At 71.1% G+C, this 16,004-nt stretch carries 16 protein-coding genes and 1 tRNA gene; 15 read left to right on the top strand and 2 right to left on the bottom strand.

Going from position 1 to position 16,004, the window contains the following annotated elements; genetic code table 11:
• Positions 1-296: 296 nt before the first annotated feature.
• Complete coding sequence (locus ACFY8O_RS05125; RefSeq protein WP_145804130.1) at positions 297-1,496, bottom strand: sensor histidine kinase; 1,200 nt, start codon at positions 1,494-1,496, stop codon at positions 297-299.
• A 202-nt stretch (positions 1,497-1,698) separates the two neighbouring features.
• On the opposite strand from ACFY8O_RS05125, the gene ACFY8O_RS05120 reads away from it, so the two are divergent.
• From ACFY8O_RS05120 to ACFY8O_RS05055, 14 genes are all read left to right on the top strand, one after another.
• The gene (locus ACFY8O_RS05120) at positions 1,699-2,100 is read left to right on the top strand and encodes an NADH-quinone oxidoreductase subunit A (RefSeq protein WP_033297557.1); all 402 of its coding nucleotides are present in this window, start codon (positions 1,699-1,701) and stop codon (positions 2,098-2,100) included.
• Positions 2,091-2,726, top strand: coding sequence for an NADH-quinone oxidoreductase subunit B (locus tag ACFY8O_RS05115; RefSeq protein ID WP_145804128.1), 636 nt, complete (start codon positions 2,091-2,093; stop codon positions 2,724-2,726). The genes ACFY8O_RS05120 and ACFY8O_RS05115 overlap by 10 nt, the downstream gene beginning before the upstream one ends.
• Positions 2,723-4,420: an NADH-quinone oxidoreductase subunit C gene (locus tag ACFY8O_RS05110; RefSeq protein WP_387898916.1), complete on the top strand. Its 1,698-nt coding sequence runs from the start codon at positions 2,723-2,725 to the stop codon at positions 4,418-4,420. Before ACFY8O_RS05115 ends, ACFY8O_RS05110 begins: the two co-directional genes overlap by 4 nt.
• Entirely contained in the window at positions 4,417-5,385 is a 969-nt protein-coding gene (locus tag ACFY8O_RS05105; protein ID WP_387898913.1) for a complex I subunit 1/NuoH family protein, read from the top strand. Before ACFY8O_RS05110 ends, ACFY8O_RS05105 begins: the two co-directional genes overlap by 4 nt.
• Positions 5,385-6,026 (top strand): NuoI/complex I 23 kDa subunit family protein, encoded by a 642-nt coding sequence (locus tag ACFY8O_RS05100; RefSeq protein ID WP_387898910.1) that lies wholly within the window; start codon positions 5,385-5,387, stop codon positions 6,024-6,026. Before ACFY8O_RS05105 ends, ACFY8O_RS05100 begins: the two co-directional genes overlap by 1 nt.
• Positions 6,023-6,715, top strand: a complete 693-nt coding sequence (locus tag ACFY8O_RS05095; RefSeq protein ID WP_387898907.1) for an NADH-quinone oxidoreductase subunit J family protein — start codon at positions 6,023-6,025, stop codon at positions 6,713-6,715. Before ACFY8O_RS05100 ends, ACFY8O_RS05095 begins: the two co-directional genes overlap by 4 nt.
• Positions 6,715-7,128, top strand: coding sequence for an NADH-quinone oxidoreductase subunit NuoK (nuoK, locus tag ACFY8O_RS05090; RefSeq protein ID WP_387898904.1), 414 nt, complete (start codon positions 6,715-6,717; stop codon positions 7,126-7,128). The genes ACFY8O_RS05095 and nuoK overlap by 1 nt, the downstream gene beginning before the upstream one ends.
• Positions 7,125-9,125: an NADH-quinone oxidoreductase subunit 5 family protein gene (locus ACFY8O_RS05085; RefSeq protein WP_387898901.1), complete on the top strand. Its 2,001-nt coding sequence runs from the start codon at positions 7,125-7,127 to the stop codon at positions 9,123-9,125. The genes nuoK and ACFY8O_RS05085 overlap by 4 nt, the downstream gene beginning before the upstream one ends.
• 27 nt (positions 9,126-9,152) lie before the next feature.
• Complete coding sequence (locus ACFY8O_RS05080; RefSeq protein WP_387899586.1) at positions 9,153-10,703, top strand: complex I subunit 4 family protein; 1,551 nt, start codon at positions 9,153-9,155, stop codon at positions 10,701-10,703.
• Complete coding sequence (locus tag ACFY8O_RS05075) at positions 10,700-12,235, top strand: NADH-quinone oxidoreductase subunit N (RefSeq protein ID WP_387898898.1); 1,536 nt, start codon at positions 10,700-10,702, stop codon at positions 12,233-12,235. The genes ACFY8O_RS05080 and ACFY8O_RS05075 overlap by 4 nt, the downstream gene beginning before the upstream one ends.
• Before the next feature lie 238 nt (positions 12,236-12,473).
• Complete coding sequence (gene mscL, locus ACFY8O_RS05070) at positions 12,474-12,938, top strand: large conductance mechanosensitive channel protein MscL (RefSeq protein ID WP_145804111.1); 465 nt, start codon at positions 12,474-12,476, stop codon at positions 12,936-12,938.
• A gap of 210 nt (positions 12,939-13,148) precedes the next feature.
• Positions 13,149-14,012, top strand: a complete 864-nt coding sequence (gene htpX, locus ACFY8O_RS05065) for a zinc metalloprotease HtpX (protein WP_145804109.1) — start codon at positions 13,149-13,151, stop codon at positions 14,010-14,012.
• On the top strand, positions 14,009-14,401 hold the full coding sequence (locus ACFY8O_RS05060) for a YccF domain-containing protein (RefSeq protein ID WP_387898894.1): 393 nt from the start codon (positions 14,009-14,011) through the stop codon (positions 14,399-14,401). Before htpX ends, ACFY8O_RS05060 begins: the two co-directional genes overlap by 4 nt.
• An 80-nt stretch (positions 14,402-14,481) precedes the next feature.
• Positions 14,482-14,754 (top strand): GlsB/YeaQ/YmgE family stress response membrane protein, encoded by a 273-nt coding sequence (locus ACFY8O_RS05055; protein WP_145804105.1) that lies wholly within the window; start codon positions 14,482-14,484, stop codon positions 14,752-14,754.
• A 99-nt stretch (positions 14,755-14,853) separates the two neighbouring features.
• Here ACFY8O_RS05055 and ACFY8O_RS05050 read toward each other — a convergent pair whose 3' ends face one another.
• The gene (locus ACFY8O_RS05050; RefSeq protein WP_073744205.1) at positions 14,854-15,342 is read right to left on the bottom strand and encodes a YajQ family cyclic di-GMP-binding protein; all 489 of its coding nucleotides are present in this window, start codon (positions 15,340-15,342) and stop codon (positions 14,854-14,856) included.
• Between the two features lie 164 nt (positions 15,343-15,506).
• On the opposite strand from ACFY8O_RS05050, the gene ACFY8O_RS05045 reads away from it, so the two are divergent.
• Positions 15,507-15,588, top strand: a tRNA-Tyr gene (locus ACFY8O_RS05045).
• The last annotated feature ends 416 nt before the right edge of the window (positions 15,589-16,004 follow it).

Below are 16,004 nucleotides of genomic sequence, written 5' to 3'. Positions count from 1 at the left end.
AGGACGGTCTCCGTATCCGGCAGGGGGTTTTCCCCACCATGGCGCCGGCGCGTGTGCCGCGGTGCCCGCGCCGGGGCTGCCGAGGGGGCGCCGCGAGGGGAACGGCGAGGGCTCGTGGCGGGACGTACGGGGTCACCACGGTTACGCCCGGCGTTCGGGCCGGCGGGGCTCCGCGTGGGGCGCGGGGCTGCATCCCGGGCCGGGCGGGGCGTTCGGGCCGGTGGGGCTCCGCGTGGGGCGCTTGTCCGCATCCCGGGCCGGGCGGGGCGTACGGGGTCACCACGGCGACGCGGGCATCACGCGGGTTCGACGTGTTTGGCCGTCGTGGCGGTGCGGTCGCGCCAGGGCAGCTCCGCGGTGACCGTGGTGGGGCCACCCTCCGGGGAGTCCAGGACGAACAGCCCGTCGACCGCCCCCAGCCTCTCCGCCAGCCCCGACATGCCCGTACCGCCGTCGAGCCGGGCGCCACCGGTCCCGTCGTCCTGGACCCGGAGCAACAGCCGGTCGCCCGACCGCCACACATCGACCGACGCCGAACGGGCCCGGCTGTGCTTGCTGACGTTCTGGAGCAGTTCGGAGACCGTGAAATAGGCGATGCCCTCGATGGCCTCCGCAGGCCGGCCCGACAGCTGGACGGACACGGTCACGGGGACGGTGCAGCGGGAGGCGATCGCGGAGAGTGCCGCGTCCAGTCCGCGGTCGGTGAGGACGGCGGGGTGGATGCCCCGGGCGAGGTCGCGGAGTTCCTGGAGGGCGACCTTGACCTCGCCGTGTGCCTCCTCGACCATGCGGGCGGCGGCCTCCGGGTCGTCGGTGAGCTTCTCCTTCGCCAGACCGAGGCCCATGGCGAGGGCGACGAGGCGGGCCTGTGCGCCGTCGTGGAGGTCGCGTTCGATGCGGCGCAGGTCCGCGGCGGCCGTGTCCACGACCACCCCACGGTCCGACTCCAGCTCGGCGATCCGGCGTTCCAGCTCGTCCGAGGGCGAGAGGAGGGCGCGCGCCATCGCCCGGTCCGCGTTCGTCAGGCCACGCGCGATGAACGGGAGCACCGGCCACAGGACGAACAGGCTCACCATCGTCACGGCGAACGTCACCACGCCCCACGGCAGCCGCATGAACGAATACAGCAACGTCCTCCAGCCCACCGGGTCCTTCAGCCCCGACCACAGCCAGCTGAAGAAGCCCCCGTTCCCGAGGCCGCGCGGCATCGGGCTCGGTTCCTCGATCCGCACGCCGAGCAGTGCGCGCGCCCGCAGGCGCTCCGCCCGGCCGAAGCCCCGCGCGCCCTGGAGCCCGAGGGCAAGCAGCGGCAGACCCACCACGGTGATCGAGAGTCCGGCGCCGACGCCGATCAGGAACACGGTGTAGACGAACCCGGCGATCCCCATCGGCAGGTTGGCCAGGAGATGCGCGATCTCCTTCCAGGTCCACCGGTCGAAGGCGAAGCGCGCGGGCGGCGGCCGGTCGTTGTCCGGCAGGGACGGGCTCATGGTCATACGACCAGCGTGCCGGGCGGGACGCGCCGACGCCATGGGGTTCGTGGGTGAGGCGGAGTGGGGATAACCCCACCTCCCGTGCCACCGTTCGCGTCCCACTCGCACCACCCGTTGTGCGACGGGGCTGCTTACCGTCTCTTTAACAGGGCCTAGACTCCCGTGCGTACAGACCGTCGAACAGGCTAGGGAGCGAGGGGCGGACGTGGCGGACGTGCCGGGACCGACCGTTCTCGCGTCGGACTACTTCCAGAGCTACTCAGTGGTCGGACTGCTCGCCGTGGTGGGCGTGCTGTTCGTCGCCGTCGCCTTCGGGGCCGGCCGTCTGCTGAGGCCCGTGGTCCCGACGCCGGAGAAACTCCTCACGTACGAATGCGGCGTGGACCCCGTGGGGGAGGGCTGGGCCCACACCCAGGTTCGCTATTACGTGTACGCCTTCCTGTACGTGATCTTCGCCGTCGACTCGATCTTCCTGTTCCCGTGGGCGACCGTCTTCGCGGCCCCCGGATACGGTGCGACGACGCTGGTGGAGATGTTCATCTTCCTCGGTTTCCTGGCCGTGGGACTGCTCTACGCATGGAAGAAGGGCGTCCTCGAATGGGCGTGACGAGCCGGCCGAACCCCGAACCCCCCGTGTCGCTGCCCGATCCGACGACACTGCCCGAGCCGAAGAAGCTCGGCGTGCTGTCCCGGCTCGCGCCCGAACCGATGAAGGTGGTCCTCAACTGGGGCCGCCGCTACAGCCTCTGGGTCTTCAACTTCGGACTCGCCTGCTGCGCCATCGAATTCATCGCCGCGTCCATGGCCCGGCACGACTTCATCCGCCTCGGCGTCATCCCCTTCGCACCGGGCCCCCGGCAGGCAGACCTGATGGTCGTCTCCGGCACGGTCACGGACAAGATGGCCCCTGCGGTGAAGCGACTGTACGAGCAGATGCCCGAGCCGAAGTACGTCATCTCCTTCGGAGCCTGCTCCAACTGCGGCGGGCCGTACTGGGACTCGTACTCCGTGACCAAGGGCGTCGACCAGATCATCCCCGTCGACGTGTACGTGCCCGGGTGCCCGCCACGGCCCGAGGCGCTCCTCCAGGGAATCCTCAAGCTCCAGGAGAAGATCGCCGGCGAATCGCTCGCCGAGCGGTACGGCGCGCAGGACCCCGCCCGCCCCTCGGCCGCAGCCCTGCGCAGCGGCCTCGTCGCCGCCCCGAAGGCGCCGGGGGAGGAGCGGACATGACCGCCGCCGACACCTACGACCGGCTGCCCGACGCCGTCACCGAGGTCTTCGGCGCGGACGCCACGGCGGCGCACGCCTACGACCTCCTGACCGTCGACGTCCCGGCCGCCTCCTGGACCGCCGCCCTCGAAACGGCGCGCGACGAGCTGGGCTGCACCTACTTCGACTGGCTGAGCGCGGTGGACGAACCCGGCACCGGCTTCCGGGTCTGCGCCCACGTCGCCGCTCTCGGCGAGGGCCGGGTGCGGCGCCTGCTGGTCCGTACGACCGTTCCGCACGAAGCGCCGGTCCTGCCCAGCGCCGTCGGCGTGTACGCGGGCGCGGCGTGGCACGAGCGCGAGACGCACGAGATGTTCGGCATCGGCTTCGAGGGCCACCCCCATCTGGTGCCGCTGCTGCTGCCCGAGAGCTTCGAAGGGCACCCCCTGCGCAAGGACTTCGTCCTGGCGGCGCGGGTCGCCAAGGCCTGGCCGGGTGCGAAGGAGCCGGGCGAGTCCGAACACGGCGGGCCCAAGCGGCGCACGATGCTGCCGCCGGGCGTGCCCGACCCGAACGAGTGGGGCCCGCTCAAGGGGCAGCTTCCGCCCGCTCCTGCCCGGCCGGCCCGGGGAGCGCGCGCGGCGGGCGACCGTCCGGCGCGCCGGACTCGCAGCGTGAGCGAGGGTTCGGCCGCGCCGCGGCCCGCCGCGGCCCCGGACGCCCCGAGTGCCCCGGGTGCGCCGGAGAGCGCGGAGACGCCCCGGACGGCAGCACCGCGCCGTCACCGCAGCGCCTCCCAGGGCTCGGCAAGCCAGACCACCAGCCCGACCGCGCCCGCCGGCCCGGAGGCCGCGGCCGGCGGGACAGGCGCGGCACGCGCGCGGGGAGCGGCCGGCCGTACGGACGCCCCCTGGCACGATGCCCGGCCGGCCTTCGAAGCGACGGCCGGTCAGGAGCAGGAGCGGAAGCCGGAGGCGGAGGAGCCTCGGACGCCGCCGAAGGCGGAGTCGGCTCCGGAACCCGTGGCGGAGGCACCGGAGGCGGCGCCCGAGCGGGAAGTGGCGTTGAAGCCGGAGGCTGCGCCCGAGCCGGAGGCTGCGCCCGAGCCTGAGGTGGCGCCGAAGCCGGAGGTGGCGACGGAGCCCGAGGTCGAGGCGAAGCCCGACGGCCAGGCGAAGCGCGAGGCGGCGACGGAGCCCAAGGGTGCGCCGACAACGGAGCCCGAGGCCGAGGCGAAGCCGGAAGCTCAGGCGAAGCCCGACGGCCAGGCGAAGCGCGAGGCCGCACCGGAATCCGAGCCCTCGGAGACGATCCCGCAGGCATCGGAGGCCGAGGCGGCTACGAAGCCCGAGGACGCGCCGACAACGGAGCCCGAGGCCGAGGCGAAGCCGGAAGCTCAGGCGAAGCCCGAGGTGGCAACGGGCCCCGAGGCCGCTCCGGCACCCGGGGCCGCGCCGGAATCCGAGCCCTCGGAGACGGTCGCCCCGAAGCCCGAGTCCGAGGCGGCGCCGGTGGGTGAGCCGACGCCCAAGAGCCCTGCCCGTCCCGGCAGCACGGAGGAGTCCGGCGAAACCAGCGAATCCGACGGCGCGGGCGCCACCGAGGCTCCGACCGGTACCGGAGGCCCCACCGGCCCGGCCCACCGTTCCGAGCAGCCGGAGCAGCCAAAGCAGCCCGAGCACCCTGACCACCCCGCCGGAGGCGATACCGCGTGAACGACGTACTCGACGTCGCCTTCCGCCTCGTCATCGTCTTTGCCGTGTTCATGGTCGTCCCGCTGGTCGTGGGACAGGCCGAGCACAAGGTGATGGCCCACATGCAGGGCCGCCTCGGCCCCATGTACGCGGGCGGCTTCCACGGCTGGGCCCAGCTCGTCGCGGACGGGGTGAAGTTCGCGCAGAAGGAAGACGTCGTGCCCGCCGACGCGGACCGCCGCATCTTCCAGCTGGCCCCGGCCGTCGCGTTGCTCCCGTACCTCCTCGTCATCGTCGCCATCCCGATCGGCCCCGGTGAAGGGGCGGTCGGACAGGTCGTCGACGCGGGCATCTTCTTCGTGCTCGCCGTCATGGGCATCGGCGTGCTCGGTTCGCTGATGGCGGGCTGGGCCTCGGCCAACAAGTTCTCGCTCCTGGGCGGCCTCCGCACCGCCGCGCAGCTGCTCGCGTACGAACTGCCGATGCTGCTCGCTGCCGCCTCCGTGGCGATGGCGGCCGGCACCGTCTCGCTCCCCGGCATCCTCGACGCCTTCGAGTGGTGGTGGCTGCCCTGGCAGATCGTCGGCGCCCTGGTCTTCTTCGTGGCCGGGCTCGCCGAACTGCAACGCCCGCCCTTCGACATGCCGGTTGCCGACTCCGAGATCATCTTCGGTGCGTACACCGAGTACACGGGTCTCCGCTTCGCCCTGTTCCTGCTCGCCGAGTACGCCGGGATCGTCGTGCTGTGCGGTCTGACCACCGTCCTGTTCCTCGGCGGATGGCACGGGCCGTTCGGTGAGGACGGGCTCGGCTGGGTCTGGACCCTGCTCAAGACGGGCGTCCTCGCGTTCGTGGTCATCTGGCTCCGGGTCACCTACCCCCGGCTCCGCGAGGACCAGCTGCAGAAGCTCGCCTGGACCACGCTCATTCCCCTCGCTCTCGCGCAGATCGCGCTCACCGGCATCGTGAAGGTGGCGATCAACTAGTGCCCCCGATCCCCGGCTCAGGTCTGGCCAAAGGCCTCGCCGTCACCCTGCGGACGATGACGAAGCGCACGGTCACGGCGCAGTACCCCGACGTCCAGCCCGAACTGCCGCCCCGCACCCGCGGGGTCATCGGGCTGTTCGAGGAGAACTGCACCGTCTGCATGCTCTGCGCCCGTGAATGTCCCGACTGGTGCATCTACATCGACTCCCACAAGGAGACGGTGCCCTCGGCCGCCCCCGGTGGCCGTGAGCGCAGCCGCAACGTCCTGGACCGCTTCGCGATCGACTTCGCCCTCTGCATGTACTGCGGTATCTGCATCGAGGTGTGTCCTTTCGACGCGCTGTTCTGGTCGCCCGAGTTCGAGTATGCGGAGACGGACATCCACGAACTCACCCACGAGCGCGACAAGCTCCGCGACTGGATGTGGACCGTCCCGGAACCGCCCGCGCTCGACCCTGGGGCCGAGGAGCCCAAGGAGATCGCCGCCGCCCGCAAGACGGCCGACAAGCTCCAGGCCCAGGAAGCCCAGCAGGCCGAGAAAGCCCGAGAGGCCCAGGCAGCCCAGCAGGCTGAGGGGCCCCGCCCGGGCGGGGCGGCGGAACAGCCGGGCCGGACGGACGGACAGGAGGGGCAGGAGTGAGCCTCGCGGCCACCGCCGGGCACCCCGGCTTCCTCTCTCCGACCGGCGTCGAGATCGCCTTCCTCCTCGTCGGTCTCGCCACCTTCGGCGCGGCCCTCGTCACCGTCACGACCAAGCAGCTCGTGCACGCGGCCCTCTGGCTCGTCGTGGCGCTCGGCGGCATCGCCGTGGAGTATCTGCTCCTGACGGCCGAGTTCATCGCATGGGTCCAGGTCCTGATCTACGTCGGTTCTGTCGTCGTCCTCCTCCTCTTCGGGCTGATGCTCACCAGAGCCCCCATCGGCCGCTCCCCGGACGCCGACTCCGGCAACCGCTGGATAGCGCTCGCCGCCTCCCTGGCCGCCGCCGGAGCCCTCGTGTGGGTGGTCGTGGACGCCTTCCGTACGACCTGGATCGACCTGGACGGCCCCGCCCAGGGCTCCACCAAGGCCTCCGGCGAATTCCTCTTCAGGCACTGGGTCCTGCCCTTCGAGGCGCTCTCCGTCCTGCTGCTCGCCGCTCTCGTGGGCGCGATCGTCCTGTCCCGCAAGAACCGGCAGGACGGCGCAGCGGACCGGCCGGGCGGCGTGACCGGCCCGGCCCTCCGAGCGAACCCGCGGGACGGACGAGGGCCCCGCCCGGGTGACCCGACGCCCCGGCCCGGTGCCCGAGCGGACCGATCCGTCGCGAACCGGGAGGACCGGAGCTGATGCACCTCGCCTATCCAGCCGTCCTGGCCGTCCTCCTCTTCTGCACCGGGCTGTACGGCGTGCTCGCCCGCCGCAACGCGATCCTCGTCCTGATGTCCGTCGAGCTCATGCTCAACGCCGTCAACCTCAACCTGGTCGCCTTCGACGTCTGGCTCCGCGACGCCCTCCACGGCGGTCAGGCCCTCACCCTCTTCACGATCGCCATCGCCGCGGCCGAGATCGGCATCGGCCTGGCGATCGTCCTGGCCGTGTACCGCAACCGCGGCAGCTCGGACGTCGACCGCCTCCGTGACACCGCGGAGACCGACGCCGCCGAGGCCCTCCCCGACGAGTGGGACGCCGACGGCGACACCACCGCAGACCAGGCCACTGCTCCGGCAGGGAAGGCAAAGAAGGCAGAGGCCACCGCGTGACCACCACGACCCTCGCCGTCCTCGTCCCCCTCCTTCCCTTCCTGGGCGCCGCGGCAGGACTGCTCCTGGGCCGGACCGCGCCCGGCTTCGTCCGCCCCCTCGCCGTGCTCCCGACCCTCGCCGCGGCCGTGCTCGCTGCCGTCGTCGCCGCACGCCAGGGCGGTGGCCGCGCCATCGACGCCGCGACACAGCTCACCCCGACCGGGTCGGTCCCGATCGACCTGGCCCTGCACCTGGACGGCTTCGCCGTCCTCGTCGCGGTCCTCGTGGGGCTCGTCGCCACCTGTGTGCAGGTCTACTCGACGGCGTATCTCAAGGACGACGTCCGCTACCCCTCGTACGCGGCCCTCGTCTCCCTCTTCACCTCCGCGATGCTGCTCGTCGTCTACTCCGGCGACCTGATGGTGCTCCTGGTCGGCTGGGAGGTCATGGGCATCTGCTCGTACTTCCTGGTCGGCCACTACTGGGAGACCCCCGAGGCCCGCGCCGCCTCGCTCAAGGCCTTCCTCGTCACCAAGCTCGGCGACGTGCCCTTCCTCATCGGCCTGTTCGCGCTCGCCGCGGACACCGGCACGTTCCGCATCACCGGGATCCTGGCCGCCGTGAACAACGGCGGCCTCGACCACCCCACCCTCATCGCCCTGCTGCTCCTCGCCGGCGTCGCCGGTAAGTCCGCGCAGTTCCCCCTCCACACCTGGCTGCCGGACGCGATGGCGGGCCCCACCCCCGTCTCGGCGCTCATCCACGCCGCGACGATGGTCGCCGCCGGTATCTACTTCGTGGCCCGGCTCCTCCCCGTCTTCGCCGCCTCGGGCGCGGCCCTCGTCGTCCTCGCCGTGATGGCGGCCGTCACGATGATCGGCTCAGGTCTCGCCGCCCTCGCGCAGGACGACATCAAGCGCGTACTCGCCTACTCGACCATCGGCCAGCTCGGTTACATGTCCGGCGCCCTGGCCGTCGGCGACCGTGGTGCCGCCGTCTTCCACCTCATCTCGCATGGTGCGTTCAAAGCCGTCCTCTTCCTGGCGGCCGGCGTCGTCATCCACGCGGCGGGCACCAACTCACTGGCCGCCATGTCCCGCATGGGCGACCTGGCCAAGCGCATCCCCGACGCCTACTGGACGATGACCGTCGCGCTCCTCGCGCTGGCCGCCATTCCTCCGTTCGCCGGCTTCTTCTCCAAGGAAGCCGTCCTCGTCGCCGCCGAGCACACCGCCTTCGGAGACCGCGACGTCGCCCCCGCGGCGGCCGGCTGGACGATCCTCGTCGCGGGTCTCGCCGCCGCGGTCCTCACCGCCGCCTACGCCACCCGGCTGTGGCTCCTCGCCTTCCGCGGGCGTGGTCCCGAGGTTCCCGACCACGGCAAGCAGCCCATCGCGATGACCTCCGTCCTCTGGGTCCTCGCCGTCCCCACGATCGCCTTCGGTCTCGCCGCCGGCACCCTCACCGACTGGTTCGACGGCCACAGCCTCACCCCCTCCCTCACGACGGCCGTCCTCTCCACGGGCGTCGGCCTCGTCGGCGGACTCGTCACCTACGGGACGTGGCGCCACACCACCGCGCTCGCGGACCGCCCCCCGGTCGGTGCGGTCGCCGCCCATCCCGACGCCGAACCCGCCCTGGTGGAGGTCGAGGCGATCACCTCGCACACCGCGGCGTACGGCACCATCGCGGGCGCCCCGGACCCGTCCGACCCCGGCCGGCTGCTGCTCGGCCCGCTCCACCGGCACGCGGTCACCGGCTTCCACCTGGACGCCCTGTACACGGTGCTCTTCGTACGCCCCGTCGGCGCCGCCGCCCGGCTCGTCCGCTTCCTGGACCGCGAGGTCGTCGACACGTACGTACGCGGCGCGGGCGGTATCGCCCGTGGGCTCGGCACAGCCGTCCGCCGCGCCCAGACCGGCAACGTGCAGACCTACCTCGGCGCGCTGCTCGCCGGAACCCTTGTCCTGGCGATCGCCGCCGTCGTCTTTGCCAACGTCTACGCCGGGGCGTGAGCCGTGTTCGATATCAGCGCATCCGTGATGCAGTTCCTTCTGGCGTTCATCGTCGTGGCCCCGCTCCTCGGCGCGGTCGCCGCGCTCCTGCCCGCCCCGCCGGGGCTCAAGGGCAGGAACCCCGACCAGGCAGTGCTGCGCCACGGCGTGACCGTGACCGGCGCCGTCCTCGTCGCCGCGCTCGTCCTGGCCGCGGGATTCGACCACGACCACCCGTCGACGATGCAGGCCACCACGGACATCAGCTGGATCCCCGCACTCGACGTGCGGATCCACCTCGGCACCGACGGCATCTCGCTCCCCCTCCTCGTACTGACCGCGCTGCTGACCTTCCTCTGCGCGCTCTTCAGCTACTTCAAGCTCCCCGCAGGCCCCTCCCCGAAGGCCTTCGTCGCGCTCGTACTCGTCCTCGAGTCCGGCACCCTCGCGACCTTCGCCGTCCTCGACCTGCTGCTGTTCTTCCTGGCCTTCGAGATGGTCCTCATCCCGATGTACTTCCTCATCGCCCGCTGGGGCGGCGACCGGAAGCAGCCCGCCGCCTGGAAGTTCATCCTCTACACGCTGCTCGGATCCGTGGTCATGCTGTTGGGGCTGCTCCTCGTCGGACTGGAGAGCGGCACCTTCGACATGGTGGCACTCGCCACTGACAACGGCCGGGGCCTGACCACGTCCGTGCAGGTCATCGCGGTTCTGGCCATCGGGATCGGCCTCGCCGTGAAGACCCCGATGTGGCCTCTGCACAGCTGGCTGCCGGACGCCCACACGGCTGCTCCGACCGTCGGCTCGGTCCTCCTCGCCGGCGTGCTGCTCAAGATGGGCACGTACGGGTTCGTCCGCATCCTGCTCCCCGTCACCCCCGACGGGATGCGGACCTTCGCGCCGTACCTCGCGGCCTTCGCGGTCGTCGGGATCATCTACGGCTCCCTCGCCTGCCTCGCCCTCGCCCGCCCGGGCGCCAAGGGCGACCTCAAGCGCCTGATCGCCTACTCCTCCGTGGGGCACATGGGCTTCGTCCTCCTCGGCATCGCCACCATGACGCCCACGGGGGTGAACGGCGCGCTGTTCGCCAACATCGCCCACGGCCTCATCACCGGCCTGCTGTTCTTCCTGGTCGGTGCCGTCAAGGACCGCTACGGCACGGCCGACCTCGACACCCTCTCCGGCGCCACCGGAGCCGCCCTCTACGGCCGGGCGCCCAGGCTCGGCGGTCTCCTCGCCTTCGCCGCGGTCGCCTCCCTCGGACTCCCCGGTCTCGCCGGGTTCTGGGGCGAGATGCTCACCCTGTTCGGCGCCTTCGACCCCGCCGAGGGCCTCAGCCGGCCCGCCTTCCTCACCTTCATGGCCATCGGCGCGTTCGGCACCCTGCTGACGGCCGCGTACATGCTGATCGTCGTACGCCGCGTCTGCATGGGCGAGAACCGTGAGCAGCCGCATCCCGTCGCCGACATCCAGCGCTACGAGTTCGCCGCCTGGACCCCGCTCGCCGCCCTGACCGTCCTCGCCGGACTCTGGCCCGCCGTCCTCCTCGGCCTCACCGACCCGGCCGTGCAGAAGCTCCTCGCAGGAGGCAAGTCGTGACCGTGGCAGCCGAGAGCGCAACCGGGGCGGCAAGCCTCGTCCAGTCCGTCGACTGGCTCGCCGTCGCTCCCCCCGTCATCACAGCGTCCGTGGCGCTGCTCGTCCTCGTCGCGGACCTCTTCGTCGCCGAACGGCACAAGCCGCTGCTCGGCTGGGGAGCCCTCGCCGGGCTCGTCGCGGCTCTCGCCCTGCTCGTCCCGCTGCGCGCCGGGGACCGCTCCACCTTCTGCCTCACCGACGCCGCCCAGGCCTGCAGCTACACCGCGGACCACTTCGCACTCGTCATCCAGGCCCTCGTGCTGGGCGGAGCCCTGCTCACCGCGCTGCTCTCGATCGGCGACACCCGAAAGCTCCCCGCGGGCGAATTCTGGTTCCTGCTGCTGTCCTCCGCGGCCGGCGCCACGCTCCTGCCCGCCTCCAGGGACCTCGCGACCCTCGTCGTCGCCCTGGAGGTCGCCTCGCTCCCGGCGTTCGCCCTCGTCGGCATCAAGCGCGGCGACCGGCGGTCGTCCGAAGCAGCCCTGAAGTTCTTCCTCTCCTCGGTCGTGGCCACCGCCGTCATGCTCCTCGGCGTCAGCTTCGTCTACGCGGCCACGGGCACCATGCACCTGACGGAGATCGCCGCACGCCTCGACGACGTGCCCGGCGGACTCCAGACCCTCGCCGAGGCCGGCGTCGTCCTCACGCTCGTCGGTTTCGCCTTCAAGACGGCCGCCGCGCCGTTCCACTTCTGGGTCCCCGACACCTATGTAGGGGCTCCGCTCCCCATCGCCGCCTACCTCTCGGTCGTCGGCAAGGCGGTCGGCTTCTCCGGCCTCGTCCTCGTCACGGTGATCGGCTTCCCGTCCTACGCCGACGTCTGGGGCCCCGCCCTGGCCGTCCTCGCCGCGCTCACCATGACCATCGGCAACGTCGCCGCGCTCCGGCAGGACGCCACCCGCGCCCGCAGCGCCGTACGCCTCCTCGCCTGGTCCTCCGTCGGCCAGGCCGGTTACCTGCTCGTGCCGATCGCCGCCGCCGCGTACGCGGGCGACGAGCAGATCGGCTCCACCGTCGCCTACGCCCTGATGTACGCCGTGGTGAACCTCGGAGCCTTCGCCGTGGCCGCGGTCGTCGCCCGCAGCCACCCGGGCAACCGGCTCGGCGACTACCAGGGGCTGTACGCGACCCGGCCCCTGGCGGCGCTCACCCTCGGCTTCTTCCTGCTCTGCCTAGCGGGTCTGCCGCCCGGCATCATCGGCCTCTTCGCCAAGGTCACCGTCTTCTCCTCGGCCGTGGACGCCGGGCTCGGCTGGCTCGCCGTCGTCATGGCCGTCAACGTGGTGATCGCGCTGTACTACTACCTTCGGTGGACCGCCGCGCTCTTCAGGGCTCCGGTGACGGCCACGGACCCCCAGGAGGCGCCGGTGTCGCACGGGCACCGGGTCCCGGCCCCTCTCACCTTGGCGATCGTTCTGACCGCGGTAACCGGAATCACACTCTCCGGGGCGCCCCAGCTAATCCTCCGCTTCGCCACCGGCAGCCTCTTCTGACCCGCTTCGACCGGCTTGCCCGTGGACCCGTCCACAGGGCATGGTCTTGCGTGCACGCGTCACCCGGCAGAGCAGGCGGACCGCTCCGCCGAGCGGGCGCGCGGGCCGGGCGAGTGTCCGGGCGCGCGGCCCGGCCGAGTGACCGGGCCGCAACCGGCCGAGTGACCGGCGGACACACGGGGCACGCACGACGCGCCGCACGACGAGCACACAAGAAGAGCACAGAGGAGCCAGAGCGGTGCTGAACGGGTTCAAGGACTTCATCCTTCGCGGGAACGTCATCTCCATGGCCATCGGCCTGGCCGTCGGAGCCGCCTTCACCGCGGTGGTCACCGGCTTCAGCAACGCGTTCATCGTGCCGCTGATCGGCCTCTTCACCCGGGGCACGGGCGACTTCAGCAAGGCCGCCTACACCGTCGACGGCGTGAAGTTCCCCTACGGCCTCTTCATCAGCGCCGCCATCGCCTTCATCATCACCGCCGCGGTCCTCTACTTCCTGGTCGTCGTCCCCATGGCGAAGGTCCAGAACCGTTTCACCGCCAAGGAGGAGGAGAAGAAGGCCGACATCAAGGCCGCCCTCCGCGACTGCCCGCGCTGCTTCACCGAGATCCCCGCCATCGCCACCCGCTGCGCCCACTGCACCAGCGACGTCGAGCCGGACGCCGAGGCCCGCGCACTCGCCGGGCTCCCCGCCCAGCGCTGACCCGGGGCCTGAGCCGCCCGCGCGGCCAGACCCACCCGTACGGCCCAGGGGCGGATCCGACAGGATCCGCCCCTGCTGTCCGTGCCCCCGGCCTCCTCGCACAAGGGAACTAGCTCCCCTCGCCTCGCGTTGACCAGAACGGGAGGCTCCACTGGAAGTGGAGCACCACAGAGCAAGGGTTCCCCTGCTGCACCACTTGGAGGGCGTACCGTGCACCGCCGGCACAACGGGCTGAAAACCGCTGTACTCCTCGGGGGCCTCTCGGCCCTCATCATCGTCATCGGCAGCTTCTTCGGGCGTACCGGCCTGATCGTGGCCCTTCTCGTCGCGCTCGCCACCAACGCCTACGCGTACTGGAACAGCGACAAGCTCGCTCTGCGTGCCATGAGGGCCCGTCCCGTCAGCGAATTCGAGGCCCCGCAGCTCTACCGCATCGTGCGCGAGCTCTCGACCGCGGCCCGCCAGCCCATGCCCCGGCTCTACATCTCCCCGACGCAGGCCCCGAACGCCTTCGCCACCGGCCGCAACCCACGCAACGCCGCCGTGTGCTGCACCGAGGGCATCCTCCAGATCCTGGACGAGCGCGAGCTGCGCGGAGTCCTCGGGCACGAGCTCAGTCACGTCTACAACCGCGACATCCTCATCTCGTCCGTCGCGGGCGCCCTGGCCTCCGTCGTGATGTTCCTGGTCAACTTCGCCTGGCTCATCCCCGTAGGACGCTCCGACGACGACGACGGTCCCGGCCTCCTCGGGATGCTCCTGGTCATGATCCTCGGGCCGCTCGCCGCCTCGGTGATCCAGCTCGCCGTCAGCCGCTCCCGCGAGTACGAGGCCGACGCCTCAGGAGCGCAGCTCACCGGCGACCCGCTCGCCCTCGCAGGCGCCCTGCGCAAGCTCGACGCCGGCACCAAACAGCTTCCCCTCCCGCCCGAGCCTCGGCTGGAGACCGCGAGTCACATGATGATCGCGAATCCGTTCCGGCCCGGTCAGGGCATGTCCAAGATGTTCTCCACCCACCCGCCCATGGCTGAACGAATCGCCAGGCTCGAGCAGATGGCAGGGTATCGACCGTGAAGACAATCCTGAACGTCATATGGCTGGTCCTGTGCGGACTCTGGATGTTCCTCGGCTACATGGCCGCAGGGCTCCTGCTCTGCATCACGATCATCGGCATCCCCTTCGGCGTGGCCGCGTTCCGCATAGGCGTCTACGCCCTCTGGCCCTTCGGATACACGGTCGTGGACCGTCACGACGCCGGGGGCGGCTCCCTCGTCGGGAACGTCCTGTGGGTGGTCCTGGCCGGCTGGTGGCTCGCGCTCGGCCACATCTTCACCGGCATCGCCCTGTGCGTCACGATCATCGGCATCCCCCTGGGCATCGCCAACTTCAAGCTCATCCCGGTCTCGCTGATGCCCTTCGGCAAGGAGATCGTCCGCACCGACCAGCCGTTCGCCACCCGCTAGCCCTGGGGCCCGTCGCGCAACCGCTCCCGCCCGCCCGGCGTCCTGGCCTGTAGGGACAACTGACGGGTAGGTTCGCCGACATGAGCATCATCAGCTGGATCATTCTCGGCCTGCTGGCCGGCGCGATAGCCAAACTCCTGCTGCCGGGGCGCGACCCCGGTGGCATCGTCGGCACCACCCTCATCGGGATCGTGGGCGCCTTCCTCGGCGGCTGGCTGTCGTCACGCTTCCTCGACCGCCCCATCAGCACGGATTTCTACGACACGGCCACCTGGGTCGCCGCCGTCGCCGGATCGCTGGTCCTGCTCATCGCCTACCGCCTGCTCTTCGGCCACTCCCGCGACCGCCGCTGATCCCCACGGCCCAGCTCCGCGCACACGGCAACGGGGCGGCCCGTGCCGACCGGCACACACCGCCCCGCCCGCGACCCGCTGCACACGGCAGCGAACCGCCTACCGGTAGTTGGCGAACTGCACCGCGAAGTCGAGGTCCTTGCCCTTGATCAGCGCCTGCACCGCCTGGAGGTCGTCCCGGCTCTTGGAGCTGACGCGCAGCTCGTCGCCCTGGACCTGCGCCTTGACGCCCTTCGGACCCTCGTCGCGAATGATCTTCGCCACCTTCTTGGCGTTCTCCTGGGAGATGCCCTCCTCGATGGTGGCGAAGATCTTGTACTCCTTGCCGGAGAGCTGCGGCTCGCCCGCGTCCAGCGACTTCAGGGAGATCCCGCGCTTGATCAGCTTGGACTGGAAGATGTCGAGGATCGCCTTGACCCGCTCCTCGCCGTTCGCCTCCATCAGGATCTTCTCGCCGGACCAGGAGATCGACGCGCCCGTTCCCTTGAAGTCGTAGCGCTGGGAGATCTCCTTGGCGGCCTGGTTGAGGGCGTTGTCGACCTCCTGCCGCTCGACCTTCGAGACGATGTCGAAACTGGAGTCGGCCATGACGTGTGGCTCCTTGCGTCGTATGCGTTGGGGTACGGCACAAAGCCTAGCCACCCACACCCGCCCCCGGCGCTGATCAACCAGGTGGCGGAGCACCCCTGGGCATCAGGTATCGTTTACGTCGTCGCCAAGGAGCCCTCACCGGGACCCGAGGCGTCGTTCCAGGCGGTGTGCCCGAGTGGCCAAAGGGAGCAGACTGTAAATCTGCCGGCTCAGCCTACCCAGGTTCGAACCCTGGCGCCGCCACTGGAAGTGAAACCCCGTCCGACCTGCTTAAACACCAGGTCGGGCGGGGTTTTTTCGTGTGTGTAAGTGTCGCTGTGAAGTGCGCCGATCGACCCCCGCATCCCATGTGGTCTCACCCGAATCCGCCCCTGACCAGGGTGCGCCCCCCAGCCGTCCCCCGGGGGACGCACTCGCTCCGGCTCGTTCCACTCCCGCAGCGCCGGGTCGATCCGGTCGTTGGCCCCCTGCTGTGTCTGTGCGAGCACCTTCACGTAGACCCGGAAGAGGACGGCGATGGTGTGGTCGGCCCGCCGCGCGCACTCCATGGAAACCTCAGCGTGACGCAGGTCAAAGGGACGGCGGACAAGTGGGGGAGGATGCCTCATCTTCGCTGAGGACGTCGTGCCGGGCCTTGGCCCAAACTTCGCCGTATCCCA

It is taken from the genome of Streptomyces argenteolus (assembly GCF_042902585.1).
GTDB classification, from domain to species: Bacteria; Actinomycetota; Actinomycetes; order Streptomycetales; family Streptomycetaceae; genus Streptomyces; species Streptomyces argenteolus.
Note: the sequence above shows the minus strand (reverse complement) of the source record. Positions and strands in the feature narration are given on the sequence as shown.

Excerpts from the sequence above, each read along its gene's own strand:
- ACFY8O_RS05125 (WP_145804130.1), bottom strand. The coding sequence starts at position 1,496 with ATGACCATGAGCCCGTCCCTGCCGGACAACGACCGGCCGCCGCCCGCG.
- nuoK (WP_387898904.1), top strand. The coding sequence starts at position 6,715 with ATGCACCTCGCCTATCCAGCCGTCCTGGCCGTCCTCCTCTTCTGCACC.
- ACFY8O_RS05055 (WP_145804105.1), top strand. The coding sequence starts at position 14,482 with ATGAGCATCATCAGCTGGATCATTCTCGGCCTGCTGGCCGGCGCGATA.
- ACFY8O_RS05110 (WP_387898916.1), top strand. The coding sequence starts at position 2,723 with ATGACCGCCGCCGACACCTACGACCGGCTGCCCGACGCCGTCACCGAG.
- ACFY8O_RS05080 (WP_387899586.1), top strand. The coding sequence starts at position 9,153 with ATGCAGTTCCTTCTGGCGTTCATCGTCGTGGCCCCGCTCCTCGGCGCG.
- ACFY8O_RS05050 (WP_073744205.1), bottom strand. The coding sequence starts at position 15,342 with ATGGCCGACTCCAGTTTCGACATCGTCTCGAAGGTCGAGCGGCAGGAG.
- ACFY8O_RS05115 (WP_145804128.1), top strand. The coding sequence starts at position 2,091 with ATGGGCGTGACGAGCCGGCCGAACCCCGAACCCCCCGTGTCGCTGCCC.